14 protein-coding genes and 1 riboswitch are annotated in these 13,601 nt (G+C 72.3%); of the genes, 6 read left to right on the plus strand and 8 right to left on the minus strand.

The annotated features are described in order from the left end of the window. Positions 1-209 precede the first annotated feature (209 nt). Positions 210-851, plus strand: a complete 642-nt coding sequence (locus tag ACFWZ5_RS40165) for a hypothetical protein (RefSeq protein WP_384805426.1) — start codon at positions 210-212, stop codon at positions 849-851. A gap of 9 nt (positions 852-860) precedes the next feature. Next, positions 861-1,937 carry a GNAT family N-acetyltransferase gene (locus tag ACFWZ5_RS40170; protein WP_384805424.1) on the plus strand — a complete coding sequence of 359 codons (1,077 nt, stop codon included), beginning with the start codon at positions 861-863 and terminating at the stop codon, positions 1,935-1,937. Positions 1,938-2,030: 93 nt separating this feature from the next. On the opposite strand, the gene ACFWZ5_RS40175 is transcribed toward ACFWZ5_RS40170, so the two are convergent. Both ACFWZ5_RS40175 and ACFWZ5_RS40180 read right to left on the minus strand, forming a co-directional pair. After that, entirely contained in the window at positions 2,031-2,288 is a 258-nt protein-coding gene (locus ACFWZ5_RS40175; protein WP_384805422.1) for a DUF4031 domain-containing protein, read from the minus strand. Further along, positions 2,285-2,641 (minus strand): hypothetical protein, encoded by a 357-nt coding sequence (locus ACFWZ5_RS40180; RefSeq protein WP_384805420.1) that lies wholly within the window; start codon positions 2,639-2,641, stop codon positions 2,285-2,287. The genes ACFWZ5_RS40175 and ACFWZ5_RS40180 overlap by 4 nt, the downstream gene beginning before the upstream one ends. Positions 2,642-2,725: 84 nt before the next feature. Between ACFWZ5_RS40180 and ACFWZ5_RS40185 the strand changes: the two genes are divergently transcribed. Next, complete coding sequence (locus ACFWZ5_RS40185) at positions 2,726-3,637, plus strand: MurR/RpiR family transcriptional regulator (protein WP_384805418.1); 912 nt, start codon at positions 2,726-2,728, stop codon at positions 3,635-3,637. 98 nt (positions 3,638-3,735) lie between these two features. Then, a complete protein-coding gene (murQ, locus tag ACFWZ5_RS40190; protein ID WP_384805416.1) occupies positions 3,736-4,680 on the plus strand; it encodes an N-acetylmuramic acid 6-phosphate etherase in 945 nt (314 codons plus the stop codon). A gap of 131 nt (positions 4,681-4,811) precedes the next feature. On the opposite strand, the gene groL is transcribed toward murQ, so the two are convergent. From groL to thrC, 4 genes are all read right to left on the minus strand, one after another. Then, positions 4,812-6,434, minus strand: a complete 1,623-nt coding sequence (groL, locus tag ACFWZ5_RS40195; protein WP_384805414.1) for a chaperonin GroEL — start codon at positions 6,432-6,434, stop codon at positions 4,812-4,814. 574 nt (positions 6,435-7,008) lie between these two features. Continuing rightward, complete coding sequence (locus ACFWZ5_RS40200; protein ID WP_190135646.1) at positions 7,009-7,212, minus strand: cold-shock protein; 204 nt, start codon at positions 7,210-7,212, stop codon at positions 7,009-7,011. A gap of 429 nt (positions 7,213-7,641) precedes the next feature. After that, positions 7,642-7,920 (minus strand): MoaD/ThiS family protein, encoded by a 279-nt coding sequence (locus ACFWZ5_RS40205; protein WP_384805521.1) that lies wholly within the window; start codon positions 7,918-7,920, stop codon positions 7,642-7,644. A 102-nt stretch (positions 7,921-8,022) separates the two neighbouring features. Further along, positions 8,023-9,345: a threonine synthase gene (gene thrC, locus ACFWZ5_RS40210; RefSeq protein ID WP_384805524.1), complete on the minus strand. Its 1,323-nt coding sequence runs from the start codon at positions 9,343-9,345 to the stop codon at positions 8,023-8,025. After that, positions 9,339-9,488, minus strand: a riboswitch (SAM riboswitch). Its footprint overlaps the gene before it by 7 nt. 132 nt (positions 9,489-9,620) lie before the next feature. Here thrC and ACFWZ5_RS40215 point away from each other — a divergent pair. Both ACFWZ5_RS40215 and ACFWZ5_RS40220 read left to right on the plus strand, forming a co-directional pair. Continuing rightward, positions 9,621-10,598 carry a glucosyl-3-phosphoglycerate synthase gene (locus ACFWZ5_RS40215; RefSeq protein ID WP_384805519.1) on the plus strand — a complete coding sequence of 326 codons (978 nt, stop codon included), beginning with the start codon at positions 9,621-9,623 and terminating at the stop codon, positions 10,596-10,598. A 95-nt stretch (positions 10,599-10,693) separates the two neighbouring features. Next, entirely contained in the window at positions 10,694-12,091 is a 1,398-nt protein-coding gene (locus ACFWZ5_RS40220; RefSeq protein WP_384805517.1) for a trehalose-6-phosphate synthase, read from the plus strand. A 168-nt stretch (positions 12,092-12,259) separates the two neighbouring features. Here ACFWZ5_RS40220 and otsB read toward each other — a convergent pair whose 3' ends face one another. Further along, positions 12,260-13,120 carry a trehalose-phosphatase gene (gene otsB / locus ACFWZ5_RS40225; protein ID WP_384805515.1) on the minus strand — a complete coding sequence of 287 codons (861 nt, stop codon included), beginning with the start codon at positions 13,118-13,120 and terminating at the stop codon, positions 12,260-12,262. A gap of 16 nt (positions 13,121-13,136) precedes the next feature. Next, positions 13,137-13,382, minus strand: coding sequence for a DUF3263 domain-containing protein (locus tag ACFWZ5_RS40230; RefSeq protein WP_384805513.1), 246 nt, complete (start codon positions 13,380-13,382; stop codon positions 13,137-13,139). Positions 13,383-13,601 lie beyond the last annotated feature (219 nt).

Below are 13,601 nucleotides of genomic sequence, written 5' to 3' on the forward strand. Positions count from 1 at the left end.
GGCTGTTTCCCCACCCACCCGCCCTTCCACTGGGGCTGTCGCCCCAGACCCCCCGCAGATACCAGCCGGCAGCGGCGAAGATCTCAGCCCGCCCGGCGTTTGAGGGCGAGGCGCGCAGCGCCGATGAAGCGGGGTCCCAGGGGCGGCAGCCCCTGGTTCGGGAAGGGGCGGGATTGGGGAGCCCCCGGCAGGGCCCCTAGGGTCACCCCATGGACGATCAGCTCACGGCGCTGGGCGCGCGATGGCGGGACACACTGCTGGCGGCCCGCCAGGGCCCCGGCCCCGACCCCACCCCCTACGGCGACAACCTCCTCGCACGCTGGGCCGAGCCCCACCGCCGCTACCACACCCTCACCCACCTCACCACGGTCCTCGACCACATCGACACCCTCCAACAGCACGCGGACACCCCGCACTTGGTGCGGCTCGCCGCCTGGTTCCACGACGCCGTCTACGCCCCGGACCGCTCCGAGAACGAGGAGCGCAGCGCCCGCCTGGCCGAGCGCGCCCTGCCGGAGGCGGGCCTGACGGCGGCGGCCACCGCGGAGGTGGCCCGCCTGGTCCGCCTGACGGTCACCCACGACCCGGCGGACGGCGACCGCGACGGCGAGACCCTGTGCGACGCCGACCTGGCGATCCTGGCGGCGCCGAAGGACACGTACACGGCATACGCGGCCGCGGTCCGCGAGGAGTACGCCTTCGTGCCGGACGCGGCGTTCCGCCAGGGCCGCGCGGACGTGCTCCGCCAACTCCTCGCCCTGCCCCGCCTGTTCCGCACACCGCACGGCACCGCCCACTGGGAGTCCCCGGCGCGCGAAAACCTGGCGGCGGAGCTGGCCCTGCTCACGTAGCCTCGGCGCATGCTGGAGATGGGTGGAGACCAGGTCGACGAGGCGGTGGCGCACGCGGCGCGGGCCCTGCGCGCGGTGGCGACGGCGGAGTACGACTGGACGGCGCGGGCGGCCGCCCTGGAGTGGAGCTGCCTGGACACGGCGGAGCACATCGCGAGCGACTTCACGGCGTACGCGGCGCAGCTGACGGGCCGCACGCACGGAACGGGCTCGTACGTGCCCATGGAGATCCGCCTGGAGGAGGGCACGGACCCGGCGGGCGCCGTGCTCGCCGTCGAGGCGTCCGGCGGGCTGCTCGCGGCGGTGGTGCGGACGACGCCGCCGGGGGTACGCGGCTTCCACCCGTTCCCGTACGGCAGCGCAGACGCGCGGGGCTTCGCCGCCATGGGCATCGCGGAGCTGCTCCTGCACACGTACGACATCCTGCGGGCCTTCGACGTCGCCTACGCGCCGCCCGAGGAGCTGTGCGAGGCCGTCCTCGCCTGGCAGTTCCCGCACGTGCCGCCGGCCAGGGACGGCGCCGGGCACTGGCGCACCCTGCTGTGGGCGACCGGCCGCGGCACCCTGGAGGGCCGCGCCCGCCTGGAGCGGTGGCGCTGGCACAACCAGATCCACCTGCCCACGGACCGCCTCGCCCTCGTCGAGGTGTCCCCCGCGGCCGCCGCGGACCTCGCGGACGGCGGCACCGGCGGCTTCGACTGGATCGAGAGCGGCCCGTACGAGGGCACGCGCTGGGCGGCGGCCAGGACCACGAAGTCCTACGCGTCCGGCACCCACCGCCCCGAGTGGGGCATGTACGTCCTCGTCCGCACCGCCGACCAGCGCGCGATCGGCGCCATGGGCTTCCACGGCGCCCCCGACGACGAGGGCTGGGCGGAAGTCGGCTACGACCTGGCCCCTGCGGCCCGCGGCAACGGCTACGCCACCGAAGCCCTGCGCACCCTGTCCCACTGGGCCCTGACCCTGCCGGACGTCCAGGGCCTGCGCGCCATCGTGGACGAGGGCAACACGGCATCGGAGGCGGTGCTGGAGCGGGCGGGCTTCACGAGGTCGGCGGACCGCTGTTTCAGCCTGTCCGGCGCTTGAGGACGAGCGCGAAGCGCGGATAAAAGGGGGGTCCAGGGGGGCGGAGCCCCCCCCTGGTTCGGGAAGGGGCGGGCCTGGGGCGCCCCGCGAGGGCTACCGCTTCCGCCGCCGCAACCCCGCCTCCGTAAGCCTCCGCACCAGCTCCTTCGACCCCACCTCCACGGCCCCCGCCCGCACCGCGTCCCCGTACCTCTGCTCCGGCAGGTCATAGTGGTCCCGCTCGAACGCCCGAGCCGGCACCCCGATCCCCGCGGCGAACGCATGCAGCTCCTCGTACGACACATCACTCACGAGGTGCGACCACAGGCGCCCGTGCCCGGGCCAGACGGGCGGGTCTATGTAGAGGGTCATGTCAGACCGCCGACGGGGGCCACCACCACGCCCGCCTTGGGGCACACCCAGTGCGGATCGGGCCCCAACTCCGGCTCGACGTCGAGCGCGTGCGGCTCACCGGCACCGCACACGGGGCACAGCGGCCACCGCCCGTACCGTTCGAGCAGCGCGTCCTGCACGTCCTGGGCGACGAGCCCCGCCACGTACGCCATGCCGTCGGGCCACTGCTCGACCCACCAGCGGCGGTGCGCGACGGCCTCCTCGACCATCGACACGACCTCGGGCTGCGCGACGTCGCGCGCGACGAGGTCGGCGAGCACCAGCGCGCGGGCGGCGTGCAGCGCCTGCTCCAGGGGGTCAATCGCGTCCATGCAGCCATTGTCGCCCCACGCGCCACCCGCCAGCGGTCGACAGAGGTCTTGACCCGGTCATCGACGCGAAAATATCTTCCAAGAGTGACCCCTGACGTGAAGGAAATTTTCGCCGGAGGCGCCCCACCCGCCCCCGCCGCCCTCGCGGCCAAGGTACGCACGCTCGCGCCGTCGATGACCCGCTCCATGCAGCGCGTCGCCGAGGCCGTCGCGGGCGACCCCGCGGGCTGCGCCGCCCTCACCGTCACCGGCCTCGCCGAGCTCACCGGCACCAGCGAGGCGACGGTCGTGCGCACCGCCCGCCTCCTCGGCTACCCCGGCTACCGCGACCTGCGGCTCGCCCTCGCCGGGCTCGCCGCCCACCAGCAGTCGGGCCGCGCGCCCGCCGTCACGGCGGACATCGCGGTCGACGACCCGATCGCCGACGTCGTCGCGAAGCTCGCGTACGACGAGCAGCAGACCCTCGCCGACACCGCCGCCGGACTCGACACCGTCCAGCTGGGCGCCTGCGTCAGCGCGCTGGCCGCCGCGCGCCGCGTGGAGATCTACGGCGTCGCCGCGTCCGGGCTCGTCGCCCAGGACCTCGCGCAGAAGCTCCTGCGCATCGGCCAGGTCGCGCACGCCCACTCCGACCCGCACCTCGCCGTCACCAACGCCGTCACGCTGCGCACCAAGGACGTCGCCGTCGCCATCACCCACTCCGGTTCGACGGGCGACGTGATCGAGCCGCTGCGGGTCGCCTTCGAGCACGGCGCGACGACCATCGCGATCACCGGCCGCCCCGACGGGCTCGTCTCGCAGTACGCCGATCACATACTGACGACGTCCACGGCGCGCGAGAGCGAGCTGCGGCCCGCCGCGATGTCCTCGCGTACGAGTCAACTCCTGGTCGTGGACTGCCTGTTCGTCGGGGTCGCCCAGCGCACGTACGAGACGGCTGCGCCGGCGCTTGCGGCGTCGTACGAGGCGCTCGCGCATCGTCACAGTGGCCCCTGACGGGGGCGCCGTCGATCGCGCTGCGCGCTCGCCCTCAAACGCCGGGCAGGCTTTCTTTCCCACCCACCCGCCCTTTCCACCGAAAGAGCCGCACCCCTATGACCTCCACCACCCCGCCCGAGTACGGTGATCTTCGCGCGCAGCTCGCCGCGCTCACCACCGAGGCGTTCCGGCCCGAGCTCGCCGAGATCGACCGGCTGCCCACGCCGGAGATCGCGCGGATCATGAACGGTGAGGACGCGACCGTGCCGACCGCCGTCGCCGCGCAGCTGCCCCGCATCGCCGCCGCGATCGACGCCACCGCGGAGCGGATGGCCCGCGGCGGCCGGCTCGTGTACGCGGGCGCGGGCACCGCGGGGCGGCTCGGCGTGCTCGACGCGTCCGAGTGCCCGCCCACGTTCAACACCGACCCGGGCGAGGTCGTCGGTCTCGTCGCGGGCGGCCCCGCGGCCCTGGTCACCGCGGTCGAGGGCGCCGAGGACAGCCGGGGGCTCGCCGCCGAGGACCTGGACGCGCTCGCCCTCACCCCGGACGACACGGTCGTCGGGATCTCGGCGTCGGGCCGCACCCCGTACGCGATCGGCGCCGTCGAGCACGCCCGCGCGCGCGGAGCCCTGACGATCGGCCTGTCCTGCAACGCGGACAGCGCGCTCGCGGCGGCCGCGGAGCACGGCATCGAGGTCGTCGTGGGCCCCGAACTCCTCACCGGCTCCACGCGCTTGAAGGCGGGCACCGCCCAGAAGCTCGTCCTCAACATGCTCTCGACGATCACGATGATCCGCCTGGGCAAGACGTACGGGAACCTGATGGTCGACGTCCGCGCCTCGAACGAGAAGCTCCGCGCCCGCTCCCACCGCATCGTCGCCCTGGCGACCGGCGCGGGGGACGAAGAGATCGAACGGGCCCTCGCCGCCACGGACGGCGAGGTGAAGAACGCGATCCTCACCCTCCTCGGCGACGTGGACGGCCCGACGGCGGCACGGCTCCTGACCGAGTCGAACGGCCATCTGCGCGCGGCGCTGGCGGCGGCGAACCAGCGCTAGAAACCGGCAGAGACGCGGGTACGGCGAAGGGGCGGCACCCTCCGTGAGGAGAGTGCCGCCCCTTTGTACTGCTCGTACTGCTCGTACTGCTCAGAACAGCCGATCAACCGTGGGGAATCCCCGGGGGCCGATCAGAAGTCCATGTCACCGCCGGGCATGCCGCCCGGAGCGGCCGGAGCGGCCTTCTCCGGCTTGTCGGCGATGACGGCCTCGGTGGTGAGGAACAGCGCGGCGATGGACGCGGCGTTCTGCAGCGCGGAACGCGTGACCTTCGCCGGGTCGATGATGCCCTCGCCGATCATGTCCACGTACTCACCGGTGGCAGCGTTCAGGCCGTGGCCCGGGGTGAGGTTGCGGACCTTCTCCACGATGACGCCGCCCTCAAGCCCGGCGTTCACGGAGATCTGCTTCAGCGGGGCCTCGAGCGCCAGCTTGACGGCGGCGGCACCGGTGGCCTCGTCGCCTTCCAGCTCCAGCTTCTCGAAGACCGAGGAGGCCTGCAGCAGGGCCACGCCACCACCGGCGACGATGCCCTCCTCGACGGCCGCCTTGGCGTTGCGCACGGCGTCCTCGATGCGGTGCTTGCGCTCCTTGAGCTCCACCTCGGTGGCGGCACCGGCCTTGATGACGGCCACGCCGCCCGCGAGCTTCGCCAGGCGCTCCTGGAGCTTCTCGCGGTCGTAGTCCGAGTCGCTGTTCTCGATCTCGGCGCGGATCTGGTTCACGCGGCCCTGGACGGACTCGCTGTCACCGGCACCGTCGACGATCGTCGTCTCGTCCTTGGTGATGACGACCTTGCGGGCGCGGCCGAGCAGGTCGAGACCGGCGTTCTCCAGCTTGAGGCCGACCTCCTCGGAGATGACCGTGCCACCGGTGAGGATGGCGATGTCGCCGAGCATGGCCTTGCGGCGGTCACCGAAGCCCGGGGCCTTCACGGCGACGGACTTGAAGGTGCCACGGATCTTGTTGACGACCAGCGTGGACAGGGCCTCGCCCTCGACGTCCTCGGCGATGATCAGCAGCGGCTTGCCGGACTGCATGACCTTCTCGAGGAGCGGAAGGAGGTCCTTCACGTTCGAGATCTTGGAGTTGACGATGAGGATGTACGGGTCCTCGAGCGCCGCCTCCATGCGCTCCATGTCGGTCGCGAAGTACGCCGAGATGTAGCCCTTGTCGAAGCGCATACCCTCGGTGAGCTCCAGCTCAAGACCGAAGGTCTGGGACTCCTCGACGGTGATGACGCCTTCCTTGCCGACCTTGTCCATGGCCTCGGCGATGAGCTCGCCGATCTGGGTGTCGGCGGCGGAGATGGAGGCCGTGGAGGCGATCTGCTCCTTGGTCTCGACCTCCTTGGCCTGGTCGAGCAGCGCGCCGGAGACGGCCTCGACGGCCTTCTCGATGCCGCGCTTCAGGGCCATCGGGTTGGCGCCGGCGGCCACGTTGCGCAGGCCCTCGCGGACCAGCGCCTGGGCGAGGACGGTCGCGGTCGTCGTGCCGTCACCGGCGACGTCGTCCGTCTTCTTCGCGACCTCCTTGACCAGCTCGGCGCCGATCTTCTCGTACGGGTCCTCGAGCTCGATCTCCTTGGCGATGGAGACGCCGTCGTTGGTGATCGTGGGGGCGCCCCACTTCTTCTCGAGGACGACGTTGCGACCCTTGGGGCCCAGGGTCACCTTGACGGCGTCGGCGAGCTGGTTCATGCCGCGCTCGAGGCCGCGCCGTGCCTCCTCGTCGAACGCGATGATCTTGGCCATGTGAAGTGGTCCTCCCGGACAGGGGTGGAAAACTCGGACCGCGCTGGCGCCCGCGACGGACGGCCTGCCTGCCTTGTGGTTCCTTGCCCCACCCGGCCTGCGGGCCTCACCCACCCGGTCCTTCTGTCACTCTCACGCGGAGAGTGCTAACGCCAATGATTAGCACTCGACCCCTCCGAGTGCAAGGTCGCCCCCCAAGGGCGGCCACCCCACACCCTGCTTCCCCACCCACCCACCGCCGGCGGCGCATGGGGTGGGTGGGCGGGGTAGATCCCGCCGCGAAGCGGCGGGCCGGAGGCGCATCCGACCCGGCGCGGCCGGGTGCGGGCCGGTGGGGGGTTCCGCCGCTACCGCGGCGGTTTGTTTCCCGCCCGCCCGCCCGTTTCCACCCTCCCAGCGGGTGGACGCCCGTCGTGGGGGTTGTTCGCCGTCGGCGGGTGCCGGGAAGGGCGGGAGACCCGCAGCCGCCGACGGCGCACAGCCCCCACCGGCGGCGGGCGGGCAGATGAAAGGCCCGCACCCCGATCCGGGGTGCGGGCCCACGCGCTCGGTGGCCGATCGCGTCAAGCGCCGCTCAGACGGTGACCTTGACCATGTCTGCCTGCGGACCCTTCTGGCCCTGCGAGATCTCGAACTCGACCCGCTGACCCTCTTCCAGGGTGCGGTAGCCGTCCATCTGAATCGCGCTGTAGTGGACGAATACATCCGCACCACCGTCGACCGCGATGAAGCCGTATCCCTTCTCCGCGTTGAACCACTTGACGGTGCCCTGAGCCATGCCTAACTCCCCTATTACTGGCCCTTGCGCAGACCCGCACTTCGCGGACCCGGGTCAGACCTCACCCCCCATGGGTTGGGGGTGTGCGCCGGAACGCGTCGACCGCGGCTGAATGTATCTGTCCAACTGCCGTCTGCAACAGGTCAATCGGACGAGAATTCTGGGCATGCCCGATCGTCGATATCCGGAGAATTCACCGGGGTTCAGGGCAAGTCGGGCCCGACAAATGCCGCGTACGGCGCAAAAAGGCAGGACACTTTGGCTACTTCTTGTCGGCCCGAGGCCGACTTCGTCCATGCGTTCACACCCGCTCCGGGGCCGTTCGGCGCCAAAAGCGAAGCTCTATTCCCAACTGTACCGCGCTCAACCATGCAGAATTGCCCCCTCCGCTTCTCGGGCGGAGGGGGCAATCAGCGGGGTCGTATACGTTCAGCAGCCGCCCGCGACCGCGGGAATGATCGAAATGCCCGCGCCGTCCGGCGTGGCCGTCTGAAGGCCCTGCTCGAACCGGACGTCGTCGTCGTTCACGTACACGTTGACGAACCGCCGCAGCTTGCCCTGGTCGTCGAGGACGCGGGCCGCGATGCCGGTGTGGTTCTTCTCCAGGTCGGCGATGACCTCGGCGAGGTTCGCGCCCTCGGCGGCGACCTCGGCCTTGCCGCCGGTGTACGTACGGAGGATGGTGGGGATGCGGACGTTGACGCTCATACTCTTCACCTCAAAGGTTGGCGCCCCGAAGGGGCGCGGGGAACTGCGCGACCAGCCACAGCGGACCCGCAGGCGACACCATGCTTCAGGTCCTACGGCGCGCTATCCCGCCAGACCCGCGGAGCGGAACGCGTCCAGGCTCGGGCGGATGGTGGCGGTGGCCTGGGAGGTCGCGGCGACCGCGTCGAGGGTCTTGAGGCCGTCGCCGGTGTTGAGGACCACCGTCGTCAGGGACGGGTCGAGCACGCCCGCCTCGATCAGCTTCTTCGTGACGCCGACCGTCACACCGCCCGCCGTCTCCGCGAAGATGCCCTCGGTGCGGGCCAGCAGCTTGATGGCGTCGACGATCTGCTCGTCGGTGACGTCCTCCACGGCGCCGCCCGTGCGGCGCGCGATGTCCAGGACGTACGGGCCGTCGGCCGGGTTGCCGATGGCGAGGGACTTGGCGATCGTGTCCGGCTTCTGCGGCCGTACGACGTCGTGGCCCGCCTTGAACGCCGCGGACACCGGCGAGCAGCCTTCCGCCTGCGCCCCGAAGATCCGGTACGGCTTGTCCTCGACGAGGCCGAGCTTGATCAGCTCCTTGAGGCCCTTGTCGATCTTCGTGAGCTGGGAGCCCGACGCGATCGGGATCACCAGCTGGTCCGGGAGCCGCCAGCCCAGCTGCTCGCAGATCTCGTACGCGAGGGTCTTGGAGCCCTCGCCGTAGTACGGCCGCAGGTTCACGTTGACGAAGCCCCAGCCCTCGCCGAGCGGGTCACCGATGAGCTCGGAGCAGAAGCGGTTGACGTCGTCGTAGTTGCCCTCGATGCCGACGAGCTCGCCGCCGTAGACCGCGGCCATGACGACCTTGCCCTGCTCCAGGTCGTGCGGGATGAACACGCAGGAGCGGAAGCCGGCGCGGGCCGCCGCGGCGCCGACCGCGCCCGCCAGGTTGCCCGTGGACGAGCAGGACAGGGTGGTGAAGCCGAAGGCGCGGGCCGCTTCGAGGGCCTGCGCGACGACCCGGTCCTTGAAGGAGTGCGTGGGGTTGCCCGAGTCGTCCTTGATGAACAACTTGCCCTGCTCGACGCCGAGTTCACGGGCCAGGTTGTCGGCCTCGACGAGCTTGGTCCAGCCCGGGTTGAGGTTGGGCTTGCCGGCGACGTCGGCGGGGACCGGCAGGAGCGGCGCGTACCGCCAGATGTTCGCGGGGCCGGACTCGATCTTCTTCCGGAGCGCCTCCGGGTCGCCGAGCGGCAGGTCGTACGCGACCTCGAGCGGGCCGAAACACTCGGCGCAGGCGAAGATCGGGCCGAGCGGGAAGAGCGTGCCGCACTCGCGGCAGGAGAGGCCCGACGCGGGTCCCAGGTCGACCGGGGTGCCCGTTGCGGAAGGGGTGGCGACAGTCTGCACAGCCATGGAGGCGAGGCCCTTTCTCCTCATCTTCCTCACGACGCATCTCGTCGCGAGACGGAATTGGCACCTTCCCGAGCCGGGAGCCCCGCGGCGCTGATCGCGCACGAGAACCGACTGGAGGGTTGCCGGGGCTTCAACGGGCCGTATCCCTCTGCCCCTCTGGATGAGCGGTATTCGGTTGTGACGGCGGCGACCCCCGACATGCGATGGTCACCGGCGTTGTTCAAGACTGTAACCGAAGGCCAGGACAGTTGAGATAGTCGTCCGAACCGCGAGATGGGTCACAAACGGGAGGAGCCCGCGTGCTGGAAGAGGTCGAGCGCTGGCTGAGCAGGCGTTCCTGGTCCGTGGCCGACCGCCCGCTCCCCCAGCTCATCGCCGCCAAACGCGCCGCGGGCGCCACGGTGAGCGTCGTCCTGCCCGCGCTCGACGAGGAGGAGACCGTCGGTGAGATCGTCGCGGAGATCCGGCGTGAGCTGATCGAGCGGGCGCCCCTCGTCGACGAGCTCGTGGTGGTGGACTCCGGCTCGCGGGACCGCACGGCCGAGGTGGCGCGCGCGGCGGGCGCCCGGGTGGTGTCCCGGGACGACGTGCTGCCCCGCATCCCGGCGGTGCCGGGCAAGGGCGAGGTCCTGTGGCGGTCACTCCTGGTGACGGGCGGGGACATCGTCGCGTTCGTCGACGCCGACCTGAAGGAGTTCTCGGCGGACTTCGTGACGGGCATCGTGGGCCCGCTGCTCACCGAGCCCGACGTGGACTTCGTGAAGGCGATGTACGACCGGCCCATGACGGTCTCCGACGGGCCGGGCGGCGACGCGTCCGGGGCCACCGCGGGCCAGGGCGGGCGCGTCACGGAGCTGATGGCACGGCCGCTGCTCAATATGCACTGGCCCCAACTCGCGGGCTTCGTCCAGCCGTTGGGCGGGGAGTACGCGGCCCGCAGGTCGCTGCTCGAACGCCTGCCGTTCCCGGTGGGGTACGGCGTGGAGATCGGCCTGCTCGTGGACGCGCTGCACACCGTCGGCCTCGACGCGCTCGCGCAGGTCGACGTGGGCGTGCGCAGGCACCGGCACCAGGACGGGCAGGCGCTCGGCCGGATGGCGGCGGCGATCTACCGCACGGCGCAGCTGCGGCTCGCCCGCGGCCACCTCGTACGCCCCGAGCTGACGCAGTTCGTGCGGGGCGCGTCCGGGTTCGAGCCGCGGACGTACGCGGTGGACACGGAGGAGCGGGCGCCGATGGCGGAGATCGAGGAGTACGTGGCGCGGCGCGCGGCCTGAGCGGTTCGGCGCGCGGGTCGAGCGGTTCCCGGACGGCCGTGCTGGTCGTACGCATGCGCGTTTACGGGGTTCCCGGAAGGGCTAGGTTCGATGCCATGGTCTCCGCACACGCCGATGCCGCCCAGGTCCTCGTCGCGTCCAACCGCGGCCCCGTCTCGTACGCCGTCGGGGAGGACGGCGGCCTCGAACCCAAGCGGGGCGGTGGCGGGCTCGTGTCCGGGCTCAGTGCCGTCGGGGAGCGGGCGGACTCCCTGTGGGTGTGCTCGGCGCTCGGCGACGGCGACCGGGAGGCGGTGCGGCGCGGGGTCGCGGAGCCCGGCGTGCGGATGCTCGACATCGACGCCGAGACGCACGCGGCGGCGTACAACGGGGTCGCGAACTCGGTGCTGTGGTTCGTGCACCACATGCTGTACCAGACTCCGCTCGAACCCGCGTTCGATACGGAGTTCCGGGCGCAGTGGGCCGCGTACGAGACGTACAACCGGGCCTTCGCGCGGGCGCTCGCGGAGAGCGCGGCGGACGGGGCGGCGGTGCTCGTCCAGGACTACCACCTGGCCCTCGTCCCCGGACTGCTCCGCGAGCTGCGGCCCGACCTCAGGATCGGCCACTTCTCGCACACCCCGTGGGCGCCCGTGGACTACTTCCGCATGCTGCCCGACGACGTCGCCGAGCAGCTGCTGCGCGGCATGCTCGGCGCGGACCGGCTCGGCTTCCTCACCGGCCGGTGGGCCGACGCGTTCACCGAGTGCTGCGTGCGGTACGTGGGCGGGACCTCCGGGACCCGGGTCGGCGTGCACGGGCTGGGGGCCGACGCGGACTTCCTGCGGGAGCGGTCGCGGCGCGACGACGTGGCGGAGCGGCTCGCCGCGCTGCGGGAGCAGGTGGGGCCCGGCCGCAAGGTCATCGTGCGCGTGGACCGCACGGAGCTGTCCAAGAACATCGTGCGCGGCCTGCACGCCTACCGGCAGCTCCTCGTGGACCGCCCCGAGTGGCGCGAGCGGGTCGTGCACGTCGCCTTCGCCTATCCGTCGCGGCAGGACCTCGCGGTGTACCGCGACTACACGGCGGAGGTGTCCCGGGTCGCCGAGTCCATCAACTCCGCCTTCGGCACGCCCACGTGGACCCCCGTGGTCCTGCACGTCAAGGACGACTTCGCGCGCTCCCTCGCGGCGTACCGGCTCGCCGACGTGGCCCTCGTGAACCCCATCCGGGACGGCATGAACCTCGTCGCCAAGGAGGTCCCCGTCGTCTCCGACGACGGCTGCGCGCTGGTGCTCTCGCGGGAGGCCGGGGCGTACGAGGAGCTCTCCGAGGACGCGATCGGGGTGAACCCCTACGACGTCCTGGGCACGGCGGTGGCCCTCCATGAGGGCCTCTCACTCCCCTACGGGGAGCGGGCCGAGCGCACCAAGCGGCTTGCGGCCGCCGCCACGGCGTTGCCGCCCACGCGGTGGTTCCTGGATCAGCTGGAGGCCCTGACGCCTTCGGCATGACGGGGTGCCGCCGCGCTGCGCGCAGCGGTTTTTTCCCACCCGCCCGCCCGTTTCCACCCTCCCAGCGGGTGGACGCCCCTTGTGGGGGCCGGCCGCCGTCGGCGGGTGCGGACAGGACGGCTAGCGGAGGGGCCTGTGCGCACGTCATGGGGTGCCCTAGGCCAAGGGTCAGGGGAGAGCCTTGGCCAAGGTGGCGAGGAGGTTGACCACTGCTGGGGGGCCGGGGACCACCAGGTCGGCTCGGGAGGCCAGTTCCGTGACCTCCGAGCTGCCGCTGCACACCAGGACACCCGGCACGCCCCCGTCGGACCGCAGCTTGTCCACCGCGGCGTACGCGGGCAGGTCCCCCAGGTCGTCACCGGCGTAGAGGACGGATTCGCCGCCCACTTCACGTACGTACTCGGTGAGGGCCACCCCCTTGTCCACGCCCGGCGGACGCAACTCCAGGACGAGACGACCCGGTTCGACGATGAGCCCGTGCCGCGCGGCCAGCTCCCCGAGCGGGCCGCGCAACGCGTCGAAGGCCGCCTGCGGATCCCGCGCACGCCGCGTGTGTACGGCGACGGCGCGCCCCTTCTCCTCGATCCACGTGCCGCGCCACGCGCCGATCGCGTCGAGGAACCCGGGCAGTTCGGCGCGGACGCCGGCGACGCCGGGGTGCGGGTCCGCGGCCTGCACGGTCGCGGTGACGGCGTCCCAGCGCTCGGCGCCGTAGTGGCCGAGGACGACGAGGTGTTCCAGACCGGGGACGCCGGCGAACCCGCCGTAGCGGACGGCGACACCGGCGGGGCGGCCGGTGACCACGGCGACGGAACGGACCTTGGGGGCGAGCGCGGCGAGCGCGGGCAGGGCGTCCGGGTGGGCCCGCGCCCGTTCCGGGTCGGGCACGATGGGCGCGAGGGTGCCGTCGAAGTCGAGGGCGATCACGGCGCGTTCGGGGCGGGCGAGGATCGCGGCGAGGCCGTCGCGCCCGGCGGGGGTCAGCGGTTCGGGCAGCGGTTCCGGCAGGGAGTGCGTGAGGTCACCCATGGGCCAGACCCTAGCCTCACCGCTCCGCGCGCCGCGCCTCGCGAATCCGCCGCAGTCGGTTCACGGTGACCGGATCGTGGGCGAGGGCGCGCTCGTCGTCGAGCAGGGCGTTGAGGATCTGGTAGTAGCGCACCGGGGCGAGGCCCAGCTCCTCGCGGATGGCGCGCTCCTTGGCGCCAGGACCGCGCCAGCTGCGCCGCTCAAGCGCCAACACGGCCCGGGCCCGCCCGGACAGCCCCCCGCCCCCGCCGACATCACCCATACCCCCACCCTAGCCCCACGCCCTGCGGCCCCGTGCAGAGTCTCCGCCCGCCCATGACTCGCCGTCCGTGCGCCCAGGCCCCGCCGCTACCGCGGCGGCTTCACCCCGCCCGCCCACCCATGACCTACCGTCCCGTCCGCACCCGCCGACGGCGGCCGGCCCCAACCGGGGGCGCCCACCCCCTGGGAGGGCAGAAACGGGCGGGCGGGTGGGAAACAA

It is taken from the genome of Streptomyces sp. NPDC059003, assembly GCF_042740445.1.
Taxonomy (GTDB): Bacteria; Actinomycetota; Actinomycetes; order Streptomycetales; family Streptomycetaceae; genus Streptomyces.

What these genes read in the sequence shown, in the direction of transcription:
- ACFWZ5_RS40165 (WP_384805426.1), top strand. Translation starts at nt 210, where the DNA reads ATGGACGATCAGCTCACGGCGCTGGGCGCGCGATGGCGGGACACACTG.
- ACFWZ5_RS40170 (WP_384805424.1), top strand. Translation starts at nt 861, where the DNA reads ATGCTGGAGATGGGTGGAGACCAGGTCGACGAGGCGGTGGCGCACGCG.
- ACFWZ5_RS40175 (WP_384805422.1), bottom strand. Translation starts at nt 2,288, where the DNA reads ATGACCCTCTACATAGACCCGCCCGTCTGGCCCGGGCACGGGCGCCTG.
- ACFWZ5_RS40180 (WP_384805420.1), bottom strand. Translation starts at nt 2,641, where the DNA reads ATGGACGCGATTGACCCCCTGGAGCAGGCGCTGCACGCCGCCCGCGCG.
- murQ (WP_384805416.1), top strand. Translation starts at nt 3,736, where the DNA reads ATGACCTCCACCACCCCGCCCGAGTACGGTGATCTTCGCGCGCAGCTC.
- groL (WP_384805414.1), bottom strand. Translation starts at nt 6,434, where the DNA reads ATGGCCAAGATCATCGCGTTCGACGAGGAGGCACGGCGCGGCCTCGAG.
- ACFWZ5_RS40200 (WP_190135646.1), bottom strand. Translation starts at nt 7,212, where the DNA reads ATGGCTCAGGGCACCGTCAAGTGGTTCAACGCGGAGAAGGGATACGGC.
- ACFWZ5_RS40205 (WP_384805521.1), bottom strand. Translation starts at nt 7,920, where the DNA reads ATGAGCGTCAACGTCCGCATCCCCACCATCCTCCGTACGTACACCGGC.
- thrC (WP_384805524.1), bottom strand. Translation starts at nt 9,345, where the DNA reads ATGAGGAGAAAGGGCCTCGCCTCCATGGCTGTGCAGACTGTCGCCACC.
- ACFWZ5_RS40220 (WP_384805517.1), top strand. Translation starts at nt 10,694, where the DNA reads ATGGTCTCCGCACACGCCGATGCCGCCCAGGTCCTCGTCGCGTCCAAC.
- otsB (WP_384805515.1), bottom strand. Translation starts at nt 13,120, where the DNA reads ATGGGTGACCTCACGCACTCCCTGCCGGAACCGCTGCCCGAACCGCTG.
- ACFWZ5_RS40230 (WP_384805513.1), bottom strand. Translation starts at nt 13,382, where the DNA reads ATGGGTGATGTCGGCGGGGGCGGGGGGCTGTCCGGGCGGGCCCGGGCC.